Below are 19,562 nucleotides of genomic sequence, written 5' to 3'. Positions count from 1 at the left end.
TGTCCGCAGTCTAGACAGGTCTACTCATGCACGACCAGGCGAGCGAGATCCGTGGAATTCTGTGCCCATGACGGATGTCCTGGAGCGGGAGTCGGCGGTGCCGCTCTACGCGCAGCTCGAGCAGATCCTGCACGCCCGGATCGCCAGCGGCGAGTGGGCGCCGGGGCAGCGCATCCCGTCCGAGAACGAGCTCAACCGCATGTTCGGGCTCAGCCGCATGACGGTCCGAGGGGTGCTCACCAAGCTCGTCGCCGACGGCCTGCTGCTCCGCGTGCCTGGCAAGGGGACCTACGTCGCGACGCCCAAGATCAACGCGATCTCGCCCGCCTACCGGGGCGTGCGCGAGCAGCTCGAGGGCCTCGGGTACGAGACGTCCACGCGGCTCGTGTCGCTCGCGCTGGAGACGCCGTCGCAGGGCGTCCGCGAGCGGCTGGCGCTCGGCGAGGGCGACGAGACGTACGTGATCGTCCGCGTGCGCTCCGTGCAGGGCGAGCCCATCAGCCTGCACCGGTCCTACGTCCCGGCCCGGCTCGCGCCGGGGCTCGATGGGCACGACGTGGTCGCCAACCAGCTCTGTGTGGTGCTCGAGGAGCACTACGGGCTGCCGATGAAGCACGTGCGCGAGGACCTCGAGGCCGTCGCGGTGAGCACCGCCGACGCCAAGCACCTGGGCATGCGGCGCGGCGAGCCGGCCCTGCAGCTGCAGGACGTGATCTTCGACGCCCTGGCGCGGCCGTTCGAGTACTCGTCGATCGTGTTCCGCGGGGACCGCATGCGGCTGCGCTTCGACTACGACCGCTGAGCCAGCACGGCCCGCGGCGCGTCCTCGCTGCCGCGGGCGTCGTCCTCAGTCCTCCAGGAGGCCGCCGCCCACCCACGCGCCGATCGCCGCGACGTCGCCGGGGCTGAGCTGCATCCGGGCGCCGCGGCACAGGCCGACCACGTTCTCGGTCCACGCCAGGGCGAGGTCGCCGGCGCCGGTGGTCGGCGTGAGCTCGAGGCCGGCGAAGATGATGCCGCCGATGACGAAGTTCACGGTGGACCGACCGACCTTGGCGCCGGCCTTCTGGCACGCGTCGCGCACACGCTTCGACGTCCCGGCGCGATCGAAGGGGTGCTTCGCGAGGTCGGCGGCGAGGGCCGTCAGAAGCACGCGATAGTTGGACTGGCTCAGGCCGGGCGTGTCGGTCACCGTCACCACCTGGCGCTGGAGCGCGCTCGGTGCCGTGTCCGTGACCGCCCCAGGCAGGTCTGCCTCGCCGAAGCGCTTGGGGTCCCAGACGAAACCCGGCGGGCGAGACGACGTCCCCAGCTCCGGAAGGGTCCGCGCCAGCCACTGCAGGATCCCACCGGTGCCTGCCCACTTGGTCTCCGGCAGGGTGGGGTCCGCCTTCTGTGCCACCTGCACGATCGTTCCGAGGGGAACGGGCCGGTCCGCCGTCCGGACGCGCTGGAGGACCGCCTTGCTCACGGCGGCGCTCGCCGCCGGGAGCTCGGGCGGCTTCTTCGCCCGTGCGGGCTGCTTGAGGACGTTTGTCGGTGCAGGGTCGGCGGCCGGCGCCTCGGACGGCACCTGCGCCTCGGACACGGAGCTCTCGACGGCCAGGGTCGACGCCGTCTGCGTCACCAGGTCGGCCAGCTCGTCGGCGGTCACCACGGTGTCCGCGACCGAGCGGTACGCGCTCGCCGCCGGGCTGGCGGTGATGATCGTGACCCGGCGGTCGGCGGCGCGGCAGCGCAGGGCCAGGGGCGTGAAGTCGGCGTCGGCCGACACGATGACGAACTCCTCGTACTGGGTCGGCGCGGCGAGGGCGTCGACGGCGTCCAGGACCAGGTTGATGTCGGCGCTGCTCTTGCCCTGCTGGGTCAGCGACGGGCAGTCGACCACCTGGAAGCCGGCGCGCGTGAAGTTGGGCCGGAACTGCGAGAACCGGGACGGGTTCAGGTAGCAGGCGCGGATCAGGAAGCGTCGGGTGAAGTCGCCCTCGGAGTCGGTGCCGGACTCCAGCTCGCTCAGCCAGTGGGCGGGGTTCGTCGCGAACGCCTCGGCGGCGACGGGGTCCAAACGCTGCAGGCCGATGTAGACGTTGTCGAAGTCGACGAACAGGGCGGTCCGAAAGCGGCGGCCCGCGTCCGTCCGGTCGGCAGAGGTCACGCTCGAGGAAGTCACCTGAGCATCTTCCCTGCTGACGGGACGGACGCGTACCAGGACGCGCGCCGGGCGGCGCCGTCATGGGCTCAGCGCCGACGGACGAGGGCCGCGCGGGGCAGCTCAGCCGACGGCGTCGGCCTCGGCGCGCTCGGACACGACGAACGCCTCGGCGGCAGCCTTGTCGAGGCCGAGGGCCGCGACCGGTCCGGTCCCGTCGTCGGCCTCGAGCAGGGCGAGCAGGAGGTGTCCGGTGTCGACGCTCTCGTCGTCGAGCCGCACGGCCTCCCGGAACGTCAGCTCGAGCGCCTTCTTGGCGCCCGCGTCGAACGGGATGAGCGCGGGGACGGGGGAGACGGCGGGCGCGAGGACGGCCGTGAGCGTGCGGCGGGCGTCGACGAGCGACGTGACCTGCGCCGCGACCGCGCGCGCCCCGACCTCGTCCGGTGCGTCGAGCAGGGCCAGCGTCAGGTGTGCGGGCGTGATCTCGGTGTTGCCGGCGGCGTGCGCCGCGTTCTGCGCCCCCACGACGACGGCGCGGGCGGCGTCGGTGTAGCGGGCGAAGCCCTGGGCGGCGGACGGCTCGGACGGTGTGCCGGGGTCCTTGGGCACGAACCGCTTCTGCGCGGCCTGCTTGGTGACGCCCATGCTCGCGCCGATCTCGGTCCACGAGGCGCCCGACCGCCGGGCCTGGTCGACGAAGTGGCCGATGAGGTGGTCGGCGACGTCGCCGAGGGCCTGCGCGGTGAGCACGGCGGTGGTGAGCTGGTCGAGGACCGTCGGCTGGGTGGTGGTGATGGCCTCGATGAGGTCGTCGAGCCGGACGGGGTTCTGGAGGCGGGTCGTCGTCATGCGTCAACCGTAGGTTGACGATCCGCGCGCGTCAACCCGGAGTTGACGCGCCTCCGCGAGGCAGACTGGTGCGGTGCACCTCCTCCAGGGCGCCGGCCTGCCCGGCGAGACCGCGTACACCGAGCACCTCCGCGTCCCCGCGCTGAGTGTCGGCACCTACGTGCTCCGCGCGGCCGACGCCGACCCGCAGCAGCCGCACACCGAGGACGAGATCTACGTCGTCCTGCGGGGGCGGGCGCGGCTGTGGACCCCGGACCTGACGGTCGAGGTCGGTCCCGGTGCGGTCGCGTTCGTCCCGGCGCTCGAGCCGCACCGCTTCGTCGACGTCGAGGAGGACCTGCACGTCCTCGTCGTCTTCGGCCCGGCGGAGTACAGCAACGCGGAGTACAGCAACGCGGAGCACAGCACCGCGGACAGGCCCCGATGATCCGCCACCGCGTCGTGGTCCACGGGTCGGTGCAGGGCGTCGGCTACCGCTGGTCGCTGTCCCGCGAGGCGCGGCGGCTCGGGGTGCACGGCTGGGTGCGCAACCGCTCCGACGGGACGGTGGAGGCCGTGCTCGAGGGCGCCGACGCTGCGGTCGACGCCCTCGAGGCCTGGTGCCGCACGGGACCGGGCGGTGCCGGCGTGTCCGGCGTCGACGTCACGAGCGAGGAGCCCGAGGGGCTCACCGGGTTCGAGATCGAGCCGTAGCAGCTCACGCCGCCTCGGCCGTCGCCGGCCCGCGCACCGCCGCGCCGACCGCCGCGGACAGGAACGACGCGTTCGACGACGACGTCCACCGGGCGACCGTTCGGCCGTCCGGCCGGACGACGACGGCACCGTCGTCCCCGAGGCGCAGCGCGTCCGCGACGGCCGGGTCGACGCGGTGGACCTCGACGGGGATGCCGTTCCACGGGCCCTGCCAGACGCGCGCGTCCGGTCCGGCGAGGACCGTGAGCCCGTCGCCCAGCAGGTCGAGCGTCGAGGTCCGACCGTCCGGGAGCCACGCGTGCGTGATCCGGTCCGCCAGGTCGTCGAGGTAGTCCTCGGAGACGTCGCGCTGCGCGGAGGCCACGGCCGAGCGCTCCACGTTGCGCAGCCCGACGGGCCGGCGCTCGGCCTCGTAGGTGTCGAGCAGCGACTCGGGCGCCCAGCCGCGGAGCACCCACCCGAGCTTCCAGCCGAGGTCGTAGCCGTCGTGGATCGCCGTGTTCATCCCGGCCGCGCCGCGCGGGGTCATGCGGTGCGCGGCGTCACCGACCAGGAACGCCCGACCCTCGCGGTACCGGGTCGCGAGCTGCGCCGTGAACGTGAAGTCGCCGGTCCACACGATCTCGGGGTCGAGGTCCGGGGCGCCGGCGCCCTCCCGGATGAGCTCGACGAGCCGCTCGCGCGGATAGTCGTCGCGCGTCTCCGTCGTGGGGTCCCAGGTCATCGAGAACACCCACCGGTCGACGTGGTCGGTCGGCAGGAAGACCCACGGCGGTCCGGGCCGGGCCACCATGTAGAGCCCGTGGCGCCGCTGGCCGACGACGTCCGCGACAGGCCCGCGGAACAGCACCGCCAGGTAGGCGCCCAGGTCGCCCGGGCCCTCCATCGGGATGCCCGTGCAGCGGCGGACCGCGCTGTGGGCGCCGTCCGCGCCGACGACGTACGCAGCGCGCACGGTCGACGTCTCGCCGTCGCGGCACAGCGTGACCGTGACGCCCGTGGCGTCCTGGTCGAGCGCCACGAGCTCGGTGCCCATCCGGACCTCGGTGCCGGGCAGTGAGAGCAGGTGCTCCAGCAGCACGGGCTCGAGGTGGTCCTGCGGCGCGATGACCGGCGTCGTCGGGCTGAGCGCGGCCGAGACCTCGGGCGACGGGAAGCCCATCGGGGTCTCGACGCCGTCGGCCGACGCGAGCGAGCGGCCCATCCAGCCGGTCACGCTGACGTCGATGGCGCCCGCGCGCACGGCGTCCTCCAGGCCCCAGGCGCGCATCAGCTCCATCGTGCGCAGGTTGACGCCGGTGGCGCGGGGGAACGGGGACAGGGCGGTCCGGCGCTCGACGACGAGCGTGCGGACGCCGTGCCGGGCCAAGGCGATCGCGGTCGTGAGCCCGGCGGGGCCGGCGCCGACCACGACGACGGTCGGAGCGGACGTGGTGTGAAGGGTGGTCGTGAGGGTCATGGTCGTGCTCTTCCTGTGAGGAATTTCATCGGACGGCGTGTCTTTCACAAGACAGAGTGTCTTTTGTCGGACTTGTTGTCAAGTGAAAGTAGGATGTCCGTCGTGACGACGCGGAAGTACACCCAGCAGGCGCGGGCACTGGCGGCCGACGAGACCCGCCGCCGAATCCTCGACGCGATGCGAGACCGGCTGCGCGCGGCCCCGAGCGAGGCGCTCACCATCGAGCGGGTCGCTCAGGAGGCCGGCGTGGCGCGATCGACCGTCTACCTCGTGTTCGGCTCCAAGGCGGAGCTGTTCGAGGCGCTCGGCCAGGACCTGCTCGAGCGGACGGGGTTCCAGCGCATCGTCGACGCGGTGGCCCTGCCGGACGCCCGCGAGGCCGTGCGGCAGGCGCTCGTCGCCGCCGCGGCGGTGTACGCCGCCGAGCGCGACGTGTCCCGGACCATCTACTCGATGTGGTCGCTCGAGCCCGAGGCTGTGCGGCGGGCGTTCGAGGTGGTCGAGCGCGGGCGTGCCGAGGGCCAGCGCCGGCTGGCCGAGCGGCTCTCGGAGGAGGGCCACCTGCGGCCGGACGTCACCGTCGACGAGGCGACGGACATCCTCTGGGTGATCAGCAGCTTCGAGACCTTCGACCAGCTCTACACGGGCCGCGGCCTGGGCGAGGGAGCCGTCGCCGAACGGCTGGGCGCCATGGCCGAGCGCTCGCTCTGGGAGCGGGATCGTCAGCGCAGCCAGACGCGCAGCCGGCCCACGGGCTCGAAGCCGACGGTGATCGGCGCGACGACGTCCGTCCCGGACTCGTAGCCCACGAGCGGCAGCGGGCCGAGCTCGCGCCGGGCGATCATCGTCAGGTCCGACCAGACCACCTCGGGCTCGACGCGCAGCGCGACGACGTTCGAGACGCCGACGACGGCGTCGGCGCCGCTGCCCGAGCGGTTCAGCGCGGCGACCGCGATCGGCAATCCCGCGTCCTCCGCCAGCAGCAGCCTCACCTGCGGGTCGTCGAGCGCGGCGGGGAGGATCGCGGACGACCCGTGCGCGGCGAGCCAGCGGGGGAGCGTCGTGGCGTCGATCGTCCGCCACGGCAGGCTCGGGACCAGGGGCGAGCCGGCCGGGCGGGTCAGCCACTCGGCCTCGAACAGCACGGCGTAGCCGTGCGGGGCGAGGTCGAGGTCGGCGAACGAGTCCTTGACGGAGGCGCCGGCCGAGTCCTCGACGGCGGCGAGCACCTCGGCGGCCTGGACGCCCGGCCGCAGCGTGACGGCGTCCGGGTACGCCTCGGGGGAGCGGTAGGGCGTCGACCAGAGCCCCACGCGGAGCGCCGTCGGCAGTCCCCTCGCGCGGCAGACGAGGTCGCACCACGCGGCGTTGTTCGCGGCAGCGGCGACGGCGTCGGGCATGACGACCACTCTGCCCCTGCGGCCCGCTCGAGCACACCCACCTGCGCCCGGCGGCCACGCACGAGCAGGTGCCTCGACGTCCGTTCCGCCGGGCGTCATGATCGTCGGGACGCACCGGGAGGACGCATGAGCTGGATCCGTGAGGCGAGCGAGGACGACGACCCCACCGGCGAGGTGGCCGCCGCGTTCGAGAAGGACCGCGCGACGCTGGGCCACGTCGCCAACTACACGCGGGTGCTCGCCAGTCGGCCCGCGGTGCTGCGGGCATGGCAGGGGCTGAACGGGGCGATCAAGGGGATGGACCCGCGGCGCTACGAGGTCGCGACGACGGCCGCGGCGTTGCGCCTGCGCTCCAGCTACTGCGCGCTCGCGCACGGCGACGCGCTGGCGAGGTCGCACATGAGCCCGGACGCGGTCCGCGCGCTGGCCCAGGGCGCGGGATCCGACGAGCTGACCGAGGTCGACCACGCGGTCGCCCGGCTGGCGGACAAGGTCGCCGCGGGGGCGGCTGACCTGCGACCCGAGGACCTCGACGAGCTGCGCGCGCTGGGGTTCGCCGACGACGAGGTGCTCGACGTGGTGCTGGCCGCCGCCGCCCGGTGCTTCTTCAGCACCGTCCTCGAGGCGGTGGGGGCCGAGCCGGACGCGAAGTACACCGGTCTGGACGGGCCGATGCGGGACGCGCTGACCGTCGGGCGGCCGATCGCCTCGGCGTGAGCGAGCGCCCCACCGGCTCAGCGGGCTGCGCCGCCCGGGGCCGCGACGACGCTCACCGCTCCGGCACGTCCCGTCGTGCCGGCCCCACGTACTGGCTCAGCGGCCGGATCAGGGAGTTCGCGCCCAGCTGCTCCATGATGTGCGCCGTCCAGCCCGTGATCCGGCTCGCGACGAACAGCGGCGTGAACGTCGGGGTGTCGAAGCCCATGAGGTGGTACGCGGGGCCGGTCGGGTAGTCGAGGTTCGGCAGGATGTTCTTGCGCTCGGTCATCGCCTGCTCGAGGGCGTCGTACAGGTCGAGCATGTCCGGGCGGTCGTAGTGCTCGACCAGCGTCACCAGCGACTCACGCATCGTCGGCACGCGGGAGTCCCCGTGCTTGTAGACGCGGTGCCCGAAGCCCATGATCTTGCGCTTGTTCGCCAGCGCGTCGTCGAGCCAGGCCGCCGCGCGGTCGGCGGTGCCGATCTCCGCGAACGTCTCCATGACGGCCTCGTTGGCCCCGCCGTGCAGCGGCCCCTTGAGCGCGCCGACGGCCCCGGTGACGGCCGAGTGCAGGTCCGACAGCGTGGACGCGATGACCCGGGCGGTGAACGTCGAGGCGTTGAACGAGTGCTCGGCGTAGAGCACCATCGACACCTCGAACGCGTGCGCGACGACCGGGTCCGGGATCTCGCCGAAGGTGACCCAGAGGAAGTTCTCCGCGAACCCGAGGTCCTGGCGGGGCTCGATCGGCGCCTCGCCGCGCCGCCGGCGCTGGTCGAGGGCGACGATGCCCGGCAGCTGGGCGAGCAGGCGCACGGACTTGGCCAGGTTGGCGTCGCGCGACGAGTCCTCGGCGGTCGGGTCGTGCGCACCGAGCACGCTCACCGCGGTCCGGACGACGTCCATGGGGTGGCAGGTCAGCGGCAGGGCCGTGATCGCGGCGACGACCGCGTCGTCGAGCCCGCGCTGGAGCCGCTCGGCCCCCTGCAGCGCGGCGAGCTGGTCCTCGGTGGGCAGCTCCCCGTGCCAGAGCAGGTAGGCGACCTCCTCGAACGAGCGCGTGGCCGCGAGCTGCTGGACGGGGTAGCCGCGGTAGAGCAGCGAGTTGCTCGCCGCGTCCACGGAGGAGATCTCGGTGGTGTCGACGACCACCCCTGCCAGACCCTTGTGGATCTGGACGTCGGACTCGGTCATGCGGTGTGCCTCCATCGTCGTTGACGGGACGTTGCTGCTGGTCAGAGCTTGAAGTTGAACACGTTCGCGTCGAACTTGCCGTACGACTCGTAGTCGAGCAGCTCGTAGAGCTCGGCCCGGGTCTGCATCTGGCCCAGCAGCCCGGCCTGCGTGCCCTCGGCGAGGATCTCGTCGAGGCCGCGCATCGCGGCGCCCATCGCCAGGCGCAGCAGCGTCACCGGGTAGATGACGATGTTGATGCCGATGTCCTCGAGCTGCTGCGCGGTGAGCAGCTCGCCCTTGCCGAACTCCGTCATGTTGGCCAGCAGGGGCACGTCGACGGCCGCGCGGACGGCGGCGAACTCCTCGGGGCTGGTCAGCGCCTCGGGGAAGATCGCGTCGGCGCCGGCGTCGACCAGCGCCTTCGCGCGGTCGATCGCGGCGGCGAGCCCGTCGACCGCGCGGATGTCGGTGCGAGCCATCACGAGGAAGTTCGGGTCGCGACGCCCGTCGACGGCGGCCTTGATGCGCTTGAGGGCCGTGTCCTCGTCGACCACGGCCTTGCCGTCCAGGTGACCGCAGCGCTTCGGGTTGACCTGGTCCTCGATGTGGCAGCCGGCCAGGCCGGCGTCCTCGAGGCCCTGGATGGTCCGCGCGACGTTCATGGGCTCGCCGAAGCCGGTGTCGGCGTCGACGATCGCGGGCAGTCCGGTCATCCGCGCGATCTGCCCCGCGCGCAGGGTGACCTCGGTGGCCGTCGTGAGCCCGATGTCCGGCAGGCCGAGGTCCGCGGACAGCACGGCGCCCGAGATGTATACGCCGTCGAAGCCCTTGGCCTCGATCAGCCGGGCCGAGAGCGGGTTGAACGCGCCGGGGAGGCGCAGGAGACGGCCCGACGCAAGGCGCTCGCGCAGGGCGACACGCTTGTCCGCCGCCGTGGTGGTCGCGTACAGCATCAGAAGAGTCCTTCCGGGGTGCTCACGGTGTCCAGCAGGCCTGCAGGGGCGACGACGGTGAGACCGGCGAGCTCGTCGGCGGCCAGGTGCGGGAGGCGCTGGGCGACGTCGAGGAACCGTTCGATCTCCGCCTCGTCGAGCACGCCGACAGCCAGCGTGCGGAACTTGGCGACGTACTGCTCGCGGGCGAACGGGCGGGCGCCCAGCGGGTGGGCGTCCGCCACGGCGATCTCGGCCTCGACCACCTCGCCGGTCGTCGTCGTGATGACGACGCGGCCGCCGAACGCCTTCTCGGCGGGGTCGGTCGAGTGGTACCGGGCCGTCCAGGAGGGGTCTTCGGTCGTCGTGACCTTGAGCCACAGCGCGATGGTGTCGGCGCGGCCCGCGCGGTCCGGCGCGTACGAGTCGACGTGGTGCCAGGCGCCGTCCTGCAGCGCGACCGTGAAGATGTACGGGATCGAGTGGTCGAGCGTCTCGCGCGACGCGGTCGGGTCGTACTTCTGCGGGTCGTTGGCGCCCGAGCCGATGACGTAGTGCGTGTGGTGCGACGTGTGGATGACGATCGACTCGACGTTCGCGGGGTCCGTGAGGTCCGGACGCTCGCCGTGCAGGCGCCGGGCCAGGTCGATGAGCGCCTGCGACTGGTACTCCGCCGAGTGCTCCTTGGTGTACGTGTCGAGGATCGCCGTCTTGGCCTCGCCGGGCGCGGGCAGCGGGACGTCGTACGCGGCGTCCGGTCCGTCCAGCATCCACGCGATGACGCCGTCCTCGCCCTCGTAGATCGGGGTCGGCGACGTCTCGCCGCGCATCGCCCGGTCGACCGCCTCGATGGCGACCTTGCCGGCGAACGCCGGGGCGTAGGCCTTCCACGACGAGATCTCGCCCTTGCGCGACTGCCGCGTGGCCGTCGTCGTGTGCAGCGCCTGGCCGACGGCGTGGAAGATCACCTCGGGCGACAGGTCGAGCAGCGTGCCCAGGCCGGCGGCCACCGACGGGCCGAGGTGGGCGACGTGGTCGATCTTGTGCTTGTGCAGGCTGATCGCCCGGACCAGGTCCACCTGGATCTCGTAGCCCGTGGCGATGGCGCGGACGAGGGCGGCTCCGTCGCTGCCCACGTGCTGCGCGACCGCGACGATCGGCGGGATGTTGTCGCCGGGGTGGGAGTAGTCGGCCGCGAGGAACGTGTCGTGGTAGTCCAGCTCACGCACCGCGACACCGTTGGCCCACGCCGCCCACTCGGGGCTGACCCGCGTGGTGGGCGCGACGCCGGACACGGTCGCGCCGTGCCTGGCGCCGGCGTACGGGTGCGCCAGCGCCTGGGCCCGGGCCGCCGACGGCGGGGTGCGGGTGAGCGAGGCGACCGTCACCGCCGCGTTGTCGATGACCCGGTTGATGATCATGTCGACCACCGCGTCCGGCACCTCGACGGGGTCGGCGGCGACCTCGGCGATGGCCCAGGCCAGCTGGTCGGCACGGGCCAGGCGGTCGGCGCTCGGGTGCACGCGGACAGGGTGGTTCACGGTCATCGGATCACTTCCTTGTGAGTTCTGACGGTCAGCGGGCGTGGGCCATGTCCCCGACGGCGAGCCGTCGCAGGACCTCGATGACGACGGCGGCGGACCGGTCCGCGGCGTCGTCCACGTGCGTGAGGAAGTCGGCGCCGGCCACGGGACCGCAGAGGTCCGAGATGCCCCGGACGGAGAGGAACGGCACCCCGTAGAGGTGGGCGGTGTGGGCCAGCGCGGCCGACTCCATGTCGGTGGCCATCGCGGTGGGGAACGCCGCACGGATCCGGTCGATCCGGGTGGCGTCGATGAACGCGTCGCCGGACAGCACCGTGCCCGACAGCACCCGCAGGTCGACGCCCGCGGTGGCCGCGGCGTCGTGCAGGATCTGCTCGGCCTCGTACACCTCGGGCATGCCCGGGACCTGGCCCAGCTCGTACCCGAAGGCGCGGGCGTCGGCGCCGGAGTAGACGTACTCGGAGCCGACGACGACGTCGCCGACGCGTACGTCGAGCCCCACCCCGCCCGCGCTGCCGGCGCTGATCACCGCGCGCGGGTGCGTGCCCTGGATGGCCACGGCCGCGGCCGTCGCGGAGTTCACCAGCCCGATGCCGCACTCCACGAGCAGCACCTGCCGGCCGCAGATGGTGAGCAGCCGGTGCACGGCGTGGCCCATCTGGGTGGGGTCGCCGACGACGTCGGCCCGCGCCAGGAACGCCGCGGACTCGTCGGGCATCGCGGTGACGATGACCGCGTCGACGGCGATCACGCGGTCACGTGCTCCCACTCGTCGCGCGCGCCCAGGAACGTGCGAGCCGCGTCCTGCGCACCCGCGAGCGTGTGGTTGGCGCCCCAGCCGCACTGCACCTCGTTCGCGGCCGGCACCTCGGTCGCCGTGGTGATGTCCGTGAGGGTGTCCTCCACGAGCGTGAGCACGTCGTCGTAGTCCCACTCGCCCTGCAGGATCAGGTAGAACCCGGTCTGGCAGCCCATCGGGGAGAAGTCGATCACGCGGTCCGAGTGGTTGCGCGAGTGCTCGGCGAACAGGTGCTCGAGCGAGTGCACGGTCGGCATCTCGAGGTGCGCGACGTTCGGCTGCGTGAACCGGACGTCGTACTTCTGGATGACGTCTCCGGCGGGCAGGTGCTTGGTGTCGGCCAGGCGCACGTAGGGCGCGGCGACGGTCCGGTGGTCGAGGTTGAACGACTCGACGTTCATGCGGGGCTGGTTCACGGCACAGGTCCTTCTCGATCGGCGACGCGCCCATTGTCCCCTGCCGGCGAGGTGGCGTGGTGCACCCGCGATACGGTCGCCGGACCGTCTGGTCGGGAGGAGACCCATGAACGGCACGGTCGTCCGAGCACCCGCCCGGACCCAGCTCGACGGCGAGGCCTGAGCGCGTGGCGATCCCCGAGTACGTCTTAGGCCTGCGCGCGAACGTCGGCCACGACCTCCTGTGGCTGCCGGGCGTGACCGCCGTCGTGCTCCGCGGAGACGAGCTCCTCCTGGTCCGGCGCGCGGACAACGGCGAGTGGACGCCCGTGACCGGGATCGTCGACCCGGGCGAGGAGCCGGCCGTCGCCGGAGCGCGCGAGGTGCTGGAGGAGGCGTCCGTCGTCGCCGTCCCGGAGCGCCTGGTGTGGGTGCACGTGCTGCCGCCGATGGTCTACGCGAACGGCGACCGCGCCCAGTACCTGGATCTCACGTTCCGGTTCCGGTACGTCTCCGGCGAGCCGTTTCCCGACGACGGCGAGAACACCGAGGCCGGCTGGTTCGCCCTCGACGCGCTGCCGCCGATGTCGGAGGAGATGCACGCGCGGATCGCCCGGGCGCTGGCACCCGAGGGTCCGGCCGTCTTCGTGGCTTGAGTCAGCCTGTGCCCCGAGTCAGCCGACCGTGGTCATCGACTGCGTGCCGAGCACCCGGAGCAGCGCCAGCGCGTCGGCGTCGGGGGTACCCGGCTCGGCCGAGTAGACGATCACCGTCTGGTCGCTGTCCGGCACGTGCAGGGAGTCGCAGTCGAGCGTGAGCAGCCCGAGGCTCGGGTGCTCGATGGTCTTGCGGTGGAAGGGCCAGCTGGTCGACGAGCCACCGGCCCGCCAGAGCTCGTCGAACCGCTCGCTGCGCCGGCGCAGCTCGCCGACCAGCTCCCGGACCGACGGGTCCTGCGGGTAGCGGGCGGCGGTCGCCCGCAGGCTCGCGACGGACTGCGCCGCGGTCGCCTCACGCTCCTCGTCGCCCATCGCCACCCGGCTGCGCCGCGGGTCGGGCGTGCCCAGGAACCGCTGCCAGATGATGTTGCGCTGGCGCCGCGGGATCTGCGACCAGTCGCCCAGCAGCGCCGACGCGAGGGGGTTCCACGCGAGGATGTCGCCGCGGGCGCTCAGCACCATCGTCGGCAGGTCGTCCAGCCGGTCGAGCAGTCGCTGCACGCTCGGCCGGACGTGCTCGTCGACCCGGCCGGGCAGCGGCGGCGCGTTGCCGGCCAGGTGGAACAGCTCCGCGCGGGCGTCGTCGTCCATCCGCAGGGCGCGCGCCAGAGCCGTGAGAACCTGCGGCGACGGGTGCGGACCGCGGCCCTGCTCGAGGCGCACCACGTAGTCGACGCTCACGCCCGCCAGCTGCGCGACCTCCTCGCGACGCAGGCCGGGCACCCGCCGACGCGAGCCAGCGGGCAGCCCGACGTCCTGCGGCGAGAGCGCGGTGCGGGCGCGCCGGAGCACCTGCGCGAGCTCGGAGCGGTCCATCGGTCCAGGATGCCCCACGGTCAGGGCCGAGGGCGGGCCGCAGCCGGGCCTCAGCCGGGTACCGCCGGTCCTAGGGTGCGCCGGCACTGGATGGACGCGCCGGTCGGGGCGACCGTAGGGGCATGACCACCACGATCGCCCTCGTCACGGGGGCCACCCAAGGACTCGGCACGCAGACCGTCCGCCGGCTGGCGGAGCTCGGCTGGACCGTCTGGCTCGGCGCGCGGGACGTCGACCTGGGCGCCCGGCTCGCCGACGACATCGCGGGCGACGTCCGCGCCGTCCAGCTCGACGTCACCGACGACGCGTCGGTCGAGGCCGCCGCCCGCACGGTCGACGAGCACAGCGGACGCCTCGACGTGCTCGTGAACAACGCCGGCATCAGCGGCGGCATGCTCGCGCCGCGCGAGACGACCGCCACCGACTTCCTGCGCGTCTACGGCGTCAACGTGCTCGGACCCGTCCGCACCACGCACGCGTTCCTGCCGCTGCTCGACCGCTCCGCGCAGCCCCGGATCGTCATGGTGTCCAGCGGCATGGGGTCGCTCGGCATCACCACCGACCCCGCCCGGTTGGAGTCGACCCTGCACGGGCTGGTGTACCCCTCGTCGAAGACCGCGCTCAACATGATCACCTCGCAGTACGCGAAGTCGTTGCCCGGCTACCAGGTCAACGCCGTCGACCCCGGCTACACGGGCACCGCGCTCAACGGGTTCCGCGGCACGCAGACCGTGCAGGAGGGGACCGACGCGGTGGTCGCGGCCGCCACGCTCGAGCCGGGCGCGCCCACCGGCACGTTCACCGACCGGTCGGGCGCCGTGCCCTGGTGAGTCTCAGCGCGCGAGGCGCTCCACGATCGTCCCGTACAGGCGCGGCGCCCCGGCGGCCAGCGGCACGATGCCGCGCCGCAGGGGTGAGCTCGCGGCGGCCAGCAGCCCGCTGGTGAGCACCCGGTAGTCGCGGGTGGCCGCCGTCCACGCCTTCTCGTACGCGGCGTTGGAGCGGGCCACGTCCTCGTCGAGCGTGCTGATCGCTGCGTGCGCCTGCGCCAGCCCGACGCGCACGCCCTCCCCGGTGAGCGCGTCGACGTAGCCGGACGCGTCGCCCACCAGCCGGACCCGGCCGGCGGTCCGGCGGCGGGACTGCTGGTGCAGCGGCCCGGCCCCCCGGGCGGGCCCCAGCGTCTCGGCGTCGCCGAGGTGGTGGCGCAGGGCCGCGAACGAGGCCAGCGTGCCCTCGTAGTCGTGGTGCGCCGGCCCGAGCAGCGCGACCCCGACCACATCCTGAGCGACGGGTGTCACGTAGGCCTCGACGGACCGGCCCCAGTGCACCTCCACCAGGTCGGTCCAGGGCGCCACCCGGAAGTGCTTGCGGACCCCGAACCGCCGACCGGTCCCGCGGCGGTCGACGGTCAGGTCGGCCTGGCGTCGGATGGTGGAGTGCAGGCCGTCGCACGCGAACAGCCAGCGGCCGCGGATGCCGGCGCACCAGACCGCGTCGGCGTCCTGCTCGACGGCGCCGCCGCGGCCCGGCACGACGACGGCGCCGAGCTCCGCCGCGCGCTCCGCCAGGGCCGCGTGCAGGACGGTCCGGCGCACACCGAGCCCCGGGCTCGTCGCGAAGAGGTGGTCCGCCACCCGCGGACCGCGCAGGTAGCGGATGCCACTGAGCACGTGCCCCTCCGGGTGCACGCCGAGCCGGGCGAGGGCGGCGACCGCGCCCGGCATGAGGCCCTCGCCGCACGCCTTGTCCACGGGCGTGGAGCGGGGCTCGACGACGATCACGGACAGCCCCGCCAGCCGACCTTCGATGGCGACCGCGAGCCCGACCGGCCCGCCGCCGATCACCAGGAGGTCGGCATCGGGCGTCATGCGGCTGCGGGGTCCACGGACCGCAGAGCGCGCTCCTCGGTGGGGATGCGGAAGCCCAGCAGCAGCACGGCGTTGAGCACGGTGAACGCCAGCGCGGTGACCCAGGCCGTGTGCACCAGGGGGAGCGCGGCGCCCTCGACGGCGACCGCGACGTAGTTCGGGTGGCTGAGCCAGCGGTACGGGCCGCGGCGGACCAGGGCCGCGCCGGGGACCACGATCACGCGGGTGCTCCACTGGTTGCCGAGCGTCGCGATGCACCACCACCGCAGCGCGTTCGCGGCGACGACGAAGGCCAGCGCGGTCCACCCGAGCGCCGGCAGGAAGGGCCGGTCGGCCACGTGCACCTCGACCACGCACGCGACCAGCAGGCCGGTGTGCAGAGCGACCATCGGGGGATAGTGCCGTCGGCCGGTCTCGATGCCGCCGTGCGCGAACGCCCAGGTCACGTGCCGTTGCGACACGACGAGCTCGGCCAGGCGCTCGAGCGCGACGACGACGATCAGCCAGTCGTACGGGATCACCTACGGCTCCTCGGGCCAGCGCAGCAGGACGGTCTCGGTGCACACGCCGGGGCCGATGGCGAACAGCACGCCGGCCGAGCCGGGGATCTGGCCGCCCGCCGCCAGCTCGTCCGCCAGCACGTGCAGCACGCCCGACGAGCTGAGGTTCCCGACCCGGGCCAGCGACCGCCAGCTCGCCGCGAACGCCTCGTCCGGCAGGTCGAGCGTGCGCGCCGCGGCCTGCAGGATCTTCGGGCCGCCCGTGTGCGCCACCCACGTCTCGACGTCGGCGACCTTGAGGCCGTGCGCGGCGAGCAGGTCGACGACGCCGGCCCCGAGGTGCCGTTCGACGATGTCCGCGAGGCTCGCCGCGAGAACGATCCGGAAGCCGCTGCCGCCGATGTCCCAGCCGAGGGCGTCGCTCGTGTCGGGGTACAGGGCGCTCGCGGTGTCGACGACGTCGACCCCGCCCGGGACCTGTGCCGCGCGGTCGTCGCCCACCATGACGACGGCCGCCGCGCCGTCGCCGAACAGCCCGCTCGACACGATGTTGGCCATGGAGGCGTCGCCGTGCTGCAGGGTGAGCGAGCACAGCTCGACCGAGACCAGGAGGGCGACGTCGCCGGGATGGCCCTGCAGGTAGTCGCGCACGCGGGCGATCCCCGCGGCGCCGCCGACGCAGCCCAGGCCGAACACCGGGATGCGCTTGACGTCCGGGCGCAGTCCGAGGCGCTCGACCAGGAGCGCGTCGAGCGACGGGGTCGCGATGCCCGTGATCGACGTGAAGAGCAGGAAGTCGACGTCGGACGCCGTGAGCCCGGCCGCGGCCAGGGCCCGGCGGCACGCCTCGGCCGCCAGCGGGGTGCCCTCGCGGACGAAGGCGTCGTTGGCGGCCGTGAAGGTGGTGAGGCCCGCGTACTCGTCGAGGGGCAGGGCCAGGTGCCGCGTCGCGATCCCTGTCGAGGCGTGGATCCGGTCGATCGTCGTGCGCCGTCGCGGGTCGGACGTGAGCAGGGGAGCGATCGCCGCCGTGATCTCGTTCTGGGCATGCACGTGCCCGGGCAGGACCGGGGCGATCGAGGCGATGCGCACCATTCGGGCATCGTGCCATGCGGCTGCGCGGTCCGTCGCGGCTTGCGGCCTCCTTCACCCCGGGTGACGGGCGCCGGACCTGCGACGATGACGCGATCCCCGCGGAGGTGAGCCAGCTGACCGAGCACCCGCGGCGCACCCGCGCCGTCGACCTGGCCCTGGCCTGCCACCCGGGCCCGACCGTCGCCGTGACCGCGTTCTCCGTCGCGATGGCCGCGGGTGCGGGCGCGCCGGCGCGCACGACCGTCCTCGTCGGCGCCGCGATCCTGGCCGGCCAGCTGTCCGTCGGGTGGTCCAACGACTGGATCGACGCCGCCCGCGACGCGGCCGTCGGCCGGGTCGACAAGCCCGTCGGCACAGGTCGCCTGGAGGTGTCCACGGTCCGCACCGCGGCACTCGTCGCCGCCGCGGCCTGCGTCGTCCTGTCCTTCGCCCTGGGCTGGCGCGCCGGGCTGGTGCACCTGGCGACCGTCGCCTCCGCCTGGGCCTACAACCTGCGGCTCAAGAGCACCGTGTGGTCGTGGGCCCCTTATGCGTTCTCGTTCGGCTTCCTGCCCCTGGCGATCGCCCTCGCCCTGCCCGGGGCGCCGGTCGCGGCGTGGTGGGCGATGGTGGCCGGTGCGCTGCTCGGCATCGGCGCGCACGGCGCCAACGTGGTGCCCGACCTGCAGGACGACCGCGCGACCGGGGTCAGTGGCCTCCCGCACCGGGTGGGCGGTCCGGCGACGAGCATCGGGACGGCGTTCGCGCTGGTCGCCGCCACGGTGGTGCTCGTCCTCGCCCCCGCAGGCCCCCCGCGGGCGGCCGCGGCCGGGGTGCTCGTGCTCGCCGTCGGGCTGACGATCGTCGGCACGGTCCTGGCGCTGAGCGGGGGCCGCAGCCGGCTGCCGTTCACCTTCGCGATCGCGGTCGCGGCCGTGGACGTCGTGCTCCTGATCCTGTCGGACTGGGTGGTCCACTAGCCCGCCCGGCTTGACTTCGAGCGCGCTCGAAGGGGCAGGGTGCAGAGCAACAGCACCCGTCGAAGGAGCCCCCCGTGCGCGTTGGCGTCCACCTCATGCGGTTCGACTCGGTCGAGCCCTCCGCCCTGCGCCAGGAGCTGGCCGACACGGCGTCGGCGGCCGAGGAGGCCGGGGTCGCCTGGGTGTCGGTCATGGACCACTACTTCCAGATGGTCGCGGCGGGCTTCCCGGCCGACGACCCGATGCTCGAGGCCTACACCACGCTGGGCTACCTGGCGGGCGTCACCTCGACCGTGCAGCTCGGCGTGCTGGTCACCGGCGTCACGTACCGGCACCCGGGCCTGCTGGCCAAGATCGGCGCGACGCTCGACGTGCTCAGCGGCGGCCGCGCGACCCTCGGCCTCGGCGCTGCCTGGTACGAGGAGGAGCACCTCGCGATGGGCGTGCCGTACCCGCCGCTGGGCGAGCGGTTCGAGCGGCTCGAGGAGACGCTGCAGATCGTCCGCCAGATGTGGGACCCCGCGGACGACGGACCGTACGAGGGCACGCACTACCAGCTGGCGCGGACCCTCTGCTCGCCCCTGCCGCTGACGCGGCCCGAGATCCTGATCGGGGGCGGCGGCGAGCGCAAGACGCTGCGGCTGGTCGCCCAGTACGGCGACGCGTGCAACCTCTTCGCGACGACGCCCGACCAGGTCGCCCACAAGCTCGACGTCCTGCGGGGCCACTGCGAGGACCTCGGCCGGGACCCGGCGGAGATCCGCGTGACCCTGCTGCACGGCGGCGACTCGCTGCTCACCGGCGACGTCGCCACCTTCGTCGACCAGATGACGCCGTACGCGGGCCTGGGCGTCGAGACCGTGATCCTGCGCCCGCCGGCCACCAGCCTCTCCGCGTGGGTGCGGGACCACGTCGCGCCCGCCGTGCCGGCCGTGGCCGACCTCGGCTGACGCGGGTCCCGCACCCGGGGGCGGCTACGCCGGCGAGACGCTGACGTCGTCCGCCGCCGACCGCAGCGCAGCGACGTCGATCTTGCTCATGGTGAACATCGCGTTCAGGGCGCGGTTCGCGCGTGCGGGGTCGGGATCGCTCAGCAGCTCCGGCAGGGCGGTCGGGATCACCTGCCAGGACAGGCCCCACCGGTCCTTGAGCCAGCCGCACGCGCCCGGCTCGCCGCCGTCGGCGACGAGCGCCTCCCAGACCCGGTCGGTCTCCTCCTGGTCGGGCACCGACACCTGCAGCGAGAAGGCGTCGGTGAAGGAGTAGAGCGGGCCGCCGTTGAGCGCCTGGAGCTCGAGACCGTCGAGGACGAAGCTCACGGTCATCGCCGTGCCGGCCGGCTGCGGCGCGCCCTCGCCGTAGCGGGCGACCGCGGTGATGCGGGAGTTCGGGAAGATCGACACGTAGCGCTCGGCGGCCTGCTCGGCCTGGTCGTCGAACCACAGGAACGGGCTGATGGTCTGCATCTCGGTACCTCCGGTGCGGTGACGCGGGCCCGGTGCC

The 19,562-nt window shown here is 73.6% G+C and carries 23 protein-coding genes; 9 read left to right on the top strand and 14 right to left on the bottom strand.

Annotated features, from left to right (window positions below; genetic code table 11):
- Nucleotides 1-67 precede the first annotated feature (67 nt).
- Complete coding sequence (locus AC1DT4_RS11490; RefSeq protein ID WP_477089919.1) at nt 68-802, top strand: GntR family transcriptional regulator; 735 nt, start codon at nt 68-70, stop codon at nt 800-802.
- Between the two features lie 45 nt (nt 803-847).
- On the opposite strand, the gene AC1DT4_RS11485 is transcribed toward AC1DT4_RS11490, so the two are convergent.
- Entirely contained in the window at nt 848-2,170 is a 1,323-nt protein-coding gene (locus tag AC1DT4_RS11485; RefSeq protein ID WP_477089918.1) for an NYN domain-containing protein, read from the bottom strand.
- Nucleotides 2,171-2,272: 102 nt separating this feature from the next.
- Nucleotides 2,273-3,001, bottom strand: coding sequence for a Clp protease N-terminal domain-containing protein (locus AC1DT4_RS11480; protein ID WP_477089917.1), 729 nt, complete (start codon nt 2,999-3,001; stop codon nt 2,273-2,275).
- Nucleotides 3,002-3,074: 73 nt separating this feature from the next.
- Here AC1DT4_RS11480 and AC1DT4_RS11475 point away from each other — a divergent pair, with 73 nt between their 5' ends.
- Nucleotides 3,075-3,428: a cupin domain-containing protein gene (locus tag AC1DT4_RS11475; RefSeq protein ID WP_477089916.1), complete on the top strand. Its 354-nt coding sequence runs from the start codon at nt 3,075-3,077 to the stop codon at nt 3,426-3,428.
- Nucleotides 3,425-3,694: an acylphosphatase gene (locus AC1DT4_RS11470; protein WP_477089915.1), complete on the top strand. Its 270-nt coding sequence runs from the start codon at nt 3,425-3,427 to the stop codon at nt 3,692-3,694. Before AC1DT4_RS11475 ends, AC1DT4_RS11470 begins: the two co-directional genes overlap by 4 nt.
- Nucleotides 3,695-3,698: 4 nt before the next feature.
- Here the strand turns inward: AC1DT4_RS11470 and AC1DT4_RS11465 are convergent, their stop codons facing one another.
- Nucleotides 3,699-5,153, bottom strand: coding sequence for an FAD-dependent monooxygenase (locus AC1DT4_RS11465; protein WP_477089914.1), 1,455 nt, complete (start codon nt 5,151-5,153; stop codon nt 3,699-3,701).
- 102 nt (nt 5,154-5,255) lie between these two features.
- Here AC1DT4_RS11465 and AC1DT4_RS11460 point away from each other — a divergent pair, with 102 nt between their 5' ends.
- Nucleotides 5,256-5,957, top strand: coding sequence for a TetR/AcrR family transcriptional regulator (locus AC1DT4_RS11460; protein ID WP_477089913.1), 702 nt, complete (start codon nt 5,256-5,258; stop codon nt 5,955-5,957).
- Here the strand turns inward: AC1DT4_RS11460 and AC1DT4_RS11455 are convergent.
- On the bottom strand, nt 5,876-6,553 hold the full coding sequence (locus tag AC1DT4_RS11455) for a hypothetical protein (protein WP_477089912.1): 678 nt from the start codon (nt 6,551-6,553) through the stop codon (nt 5,876-5,878). The two genes, AC1DT4_RS11460 and AC1DT4_RS11455, sit on opposite strands and share 82 nt — an antisense overlap.
- Nucleotides 6,554-6,679: 126 nt before the next feature.
- Between AC1DT4_RS11455 and AC1DT4_RS11450 the strand changes: the two genes are divergently transcribed.
- Nucleotides 6,680-7,270, top strand: a complete 591-nt coding sequence (locus AC1DT4_RS11450; protein ID WP_477089911.1) for a carboxymuconolactone decarboxylase family protein — start codon at nt 6,680-6,682, stop codon at nt 7,268-7,270.
- 52 nt (nt 7,271-7,322) lie between these two features.
- On the opposite strand, the gene AC1DT4_RS11445 is transcribed toward AC1DT4_RS11450, so the two are convergent.
- From AC1DT4_RS11445 to AC1DT4_RS11425, 5 genes are read right to left on the bottom strand one after another with little or no spacing between them, the layout of a single operon-like run.
- On the bottom strand, nt 7,323-8,447 hold the full coding sequence (locus tag AC1DT4_RS11445) for a bifunctional 2-methylcitrate synthase/citrate synthase (protein WP_477089910.1): 1,125 nt from the start codon (nt 8,445-8,447) through the stop codon (nt 7,323-7,325).
- Between the two features lie 41 nt (nt 8,448-8,488).
- Nucleotides 8,489-9,382, bottom strand: coding sequence for a methylisocitrate lyase (gene prpB / locus AC1DT4_RS11440; RefSeq protein WP_477089909.1), 894 nt, complete (start codon nt 9,380-9,382; stop codon nt 8,489-8,491).
- Nucleotides 9,382-10,908: an MmgE/PrpD family protein gene (locus AC1DT4_RS11435; protein WP_477089908.1), complete on the bottom strand. Its 1,527-nt coding sequence runs from the start codon at nt 10,906-10,908 to the stop codon at nt 9,382-9,384. Before AC1DT4_RS11435 ends, prpB begins: the two co-directional genes overlap by 1 nt.
- A gap of 28 nt (nt 10,909-10,936) precedes the next feature.
- Nucleotides 10,937-11,656 (bottom strand): 5'-methylthioadenosine/S-adenosylhomocysteine nucleosidase, encoded by a 720-nt coding sequence (gene mtnN / locus AC1DT4_RS11430; RefSeq protein WP_477089907.1) that lies wholly within the window; start codon nt 11,654-11,656, stop codon nt 10,937-10,939.
- A complete protein-coding gene (locus AC1DT4_RS11425) occupies nt 11,653-12,105 on the bottom strand; it encodes an S-ribosylhomocysteine lyase (RefSeq protein WP_477089947.1) in 453 nt (150 codons plus the stop codon). The genes mtnN and AC1DT4_RS11425 overlap by 4 nt, the downstream gene beginning before the upstream one ends.
- A 182-nt stretch (nt 12,106-12,287) precedes the next feature.
- Here AC1DT4_RS11425 and AC1DT4_RS11420 point away from each other — a divergent pair, with 182 nt between their 5' ends.
- Entirely contained in the window at nt 12,288-12,755 is a 468-nt protein-coding gene (locus AC1DT4_RS11420; RefSeq protein WP_477089906.1) for an NUDIX hydrolase, read from the top strand.
- An 18-nt stretch (nt 12,756-12,773) separates the two neighbouring features.
- On the opposite strand, the gene AC1DT4_RS11415 is transcribed toward AC1DT4_RS11420, so the two are convergent.
- Nucleotides 12,774-13,634 carry a helix-turn-helix transcriptional regulator gene (locus tag AC1DT4_RS11415; RefSeq protein WP_477089905.1) on the bottom strand — a complete coding sequence of 287 codons (861 nt, stop codon included), beginning with the start codon at nt 13,632-13,634 and terminating at the stop codon, nt 12,774-12,776.
- 122 nt (nt 13,635-13,756) lie between these two features.
- Here AC1DT4_RS11415 and AC1DT4_RS11410 point away from each other — a divergent pair, with 122 nt between their 5' ends.
- Nucleotides 13,757-14,464, top strand: coding sequence for an SDR family NAD(P)-dependent oxidoreductase (locus AC1DT4_RS11410; protein WP_477089904.1), 708 nt, complete (start codon nt 13,757-13,759; stop codon nt 14,462-14,464).
- A 3-nt stretch (nt 14,465-14,467) separates the two neighbouring features.
- On the opposite strand, the gene AC1DT4_RS11405 is transcribed toward AC1DT4_RS11410, so the two are convergent.
- The 3 genes from AC1DT4_RS11405 to AC1DT4_RS11395 are packed head-to-tail and all read right to left on the bottom strand — an operon-like array spanning nt 14,468 to nt 17,100.
- Nucleotides 14,468-15,505 carry an NAD(P)/FAD-dependent oxidoreductase gene (locus AC1DT4_RS11405; RefSeq protein WP_477089903.1) on the bottom strand — a complete coding sequence of 346 codons (1,038 nt, stop codon included), beginning with the start codon at nt 15,503-15,505 and terminating at the stop codon, nt 14,468-14,470.
- Entirely contained in the window at nt 15,502-16,026 is a 525-nt protein-coding gene (locus tag AC1DT4_RS11400; RefSeq protein WP_477089902.1) for an isoprenylcysteine carboxyl methyltransferase family protein, read from the bottom strand. Before AC1DT4_RS11400 ends, AC1DT4_RS11405 begins: the two co-directional genes overlap by 4 nt.
- Complete coding sequence (locus tag AC1DT4_RS11395) at nt 16,027-17,100, bottom strand: type III polyketide synthase (protein ID WP_477089901.1); 1,074 nt, start codon at nt 17,098-17,100, stop codon at nt 16,027-16,029.
- Nucleotides 17,101-17,204: 104 nt separating this feature from the next.
- Here AC1DT4_RS11395 and AC1DT4_RS11390 point away from each other — a divergent pair, with 104 nt between their 5' ends.
- On the top strand, nt 17,205-18,059 hold the full coding sequence (locus AC1DT4_RS11390; protein WP_477089900.1) for a UbiA family prenyltransferase: 855 nt from the start codon (nt 17,205-17,207) through the stop codon (nt 18,057-18,059).
- A gap of 74 nt (nt 18,060-18,133) precedes the next feature.
- Nucleotides 18,134-19,009 (top strand): LLM class F420-dependent oxidoreductase, encoded by an 876-nt coding sequence (locus tag AC1DT4_RS11385; protein WP_477089899.1) that lies wholly within the window; start codon nt 18,134-18,136, stop codon nt 19,007-19,009.
- A gap of 24 nt (nt 19,010-19,033) precedes the next feature.
- Here the strand turns inward: AC1DT4_RS11385 and AC1DT4_RS11380 are convergent, their stop codons facing one another.
- Nucleotides 19,034-19,525: a VOC family protein gene (locus AC1DT4_RS11380; RefSeq protein ID WP_477089898.1), complete on the bottom strand. Its 492-nt coding sequence runs from the start codon at nt 19,523-19,525 to the stop codon at nt 19,034-19,036.
- Nucleotides 19,526-19,562 lie beyond the last annotated feature (37 nt).

The organism is Cellulomonas sp. P4_D11 (assembly GCF_056401915.1).
This window is presented reverse-complemented; position numbering and strand designations above follow the sequence as displayed.

What these genes read in the sequence shown, in the direction of transcription:
- AC1DT4_RS11490 (WP_477089919.1), top strand. Translation starts at nt 68, where the DNA reads ATGACGGATGTCCTGGAGCGGGAGTCGGCGGTGCCGCTCTACGCGCAG.
- AC1DT4_RS11480 (WP_477089917.1), bottom strand. Translation starts at nt 3,001, where the DNA reads ATGACGACGACCCGCCTCCAGAACCCCGTCCGGCTCGACGACCTCATC.
- AC1DT4_RS11470 (WP_477089915.1), top strand. Translation starts at nt 3,425, where the DNA reads ATGATCCGCCACCGCGTCGTGGTCCACGGGTCGGTGCAGGGCGTCGGC.
- AC1DT4_RS11465 (WP_477089914.1), bottom strand. Translation starts at nt 5,153, where the DNA reads ATGACCCTCACGACCACCCTTCACACCACGTCCGCTCCGACCGTCGTC.
- AC1DT4_RS11455 (WP_477089912.1), bottom strand. Translation starts at nt 6,553, where the DNA reads ATGCCCGACGCCGTCGCCGCTGCCGCGAACAACGCCGCGTGGTGCGAC.
- AC1DT4_RS11450 (WP_477089911.1), top strand. Translation starts at nt 6,680, where the DNA reads ATGAGCTGGATCCGTGAGGCGAGCGAGGACGACGACCCCACCGGCGAG.
- AC1DT4_RS11445 (WP_477089910.1), bottom strand. Translation starts at nt 8,447, where the DNA reads ATGACCGAGTCCGACGTCCAGATCCACAAGGGTCTGGCAGGGGTGGTC.
- prpB (WP_477089909.1), bottom strand. Translation starts at nt 9,382, where the DNA reads ATGCTGTACGCGACCACCACGGCGGCGGACAAGCGTGTCGCCCTGCGC.
- AC1DT4_RS11435 (WP_477089908.1), bottom strand. Translation starts at nt 10,908, where the DNA reads ATGACCGTGAACCACCCTGTCCGCGTGCACCCGAGCGCCGACCGCCTG.
- AC1DT4_RS11425 (WP_477089947.1), bottom strand. Translation starts at nt 12,105, where the DNA reads ATGAACGTCGAGTCGTTCAACCTCGACCACCGGACCGTCGCCGCGCCC.
- AC1DT4_RS11415 (WP_477089905.1), bottom strand. Translation starts at nt 13,634, where the DNA reads ATGGACCGCTCCGAGCTCGCGCAGGTGCTCCGGCGCGCCCGCACCGCG.
- AC1DT4_RS11410 (WP_477089904.1), top strand. Translation starts at nt 13,757, where the DNA reads ATGACCACCACGATCGCCCTCGTCACGGGGGCCACCCAAGGACTCGGC.
- AC1DT4_RS11405 (WP_477089903.1), bottom strand. Translation starts at nt 15,505, where the DNA reads ATGACGCCCGATGCCGACCTCCTGGTGATCGGCGGCGGGCCGGTCGGG.
- AC1DT4_RS11395 (WP_477089901.1), bottom strand. Translation starts at nt 17,100, where the DNA reads ATGGTGCGCATCGCCTCGATCGCCCCGGTCCTGCCCGGGCACGTGCAT.
- AC1DT4_RS11380 (WP_477089898.1), bottom strand. Translation starts at nt 19,525, where the DNA reads ATGCAGACCATCAGCCCGTTCCTGTGGTTCGACGACCAGGCCGAGCAG.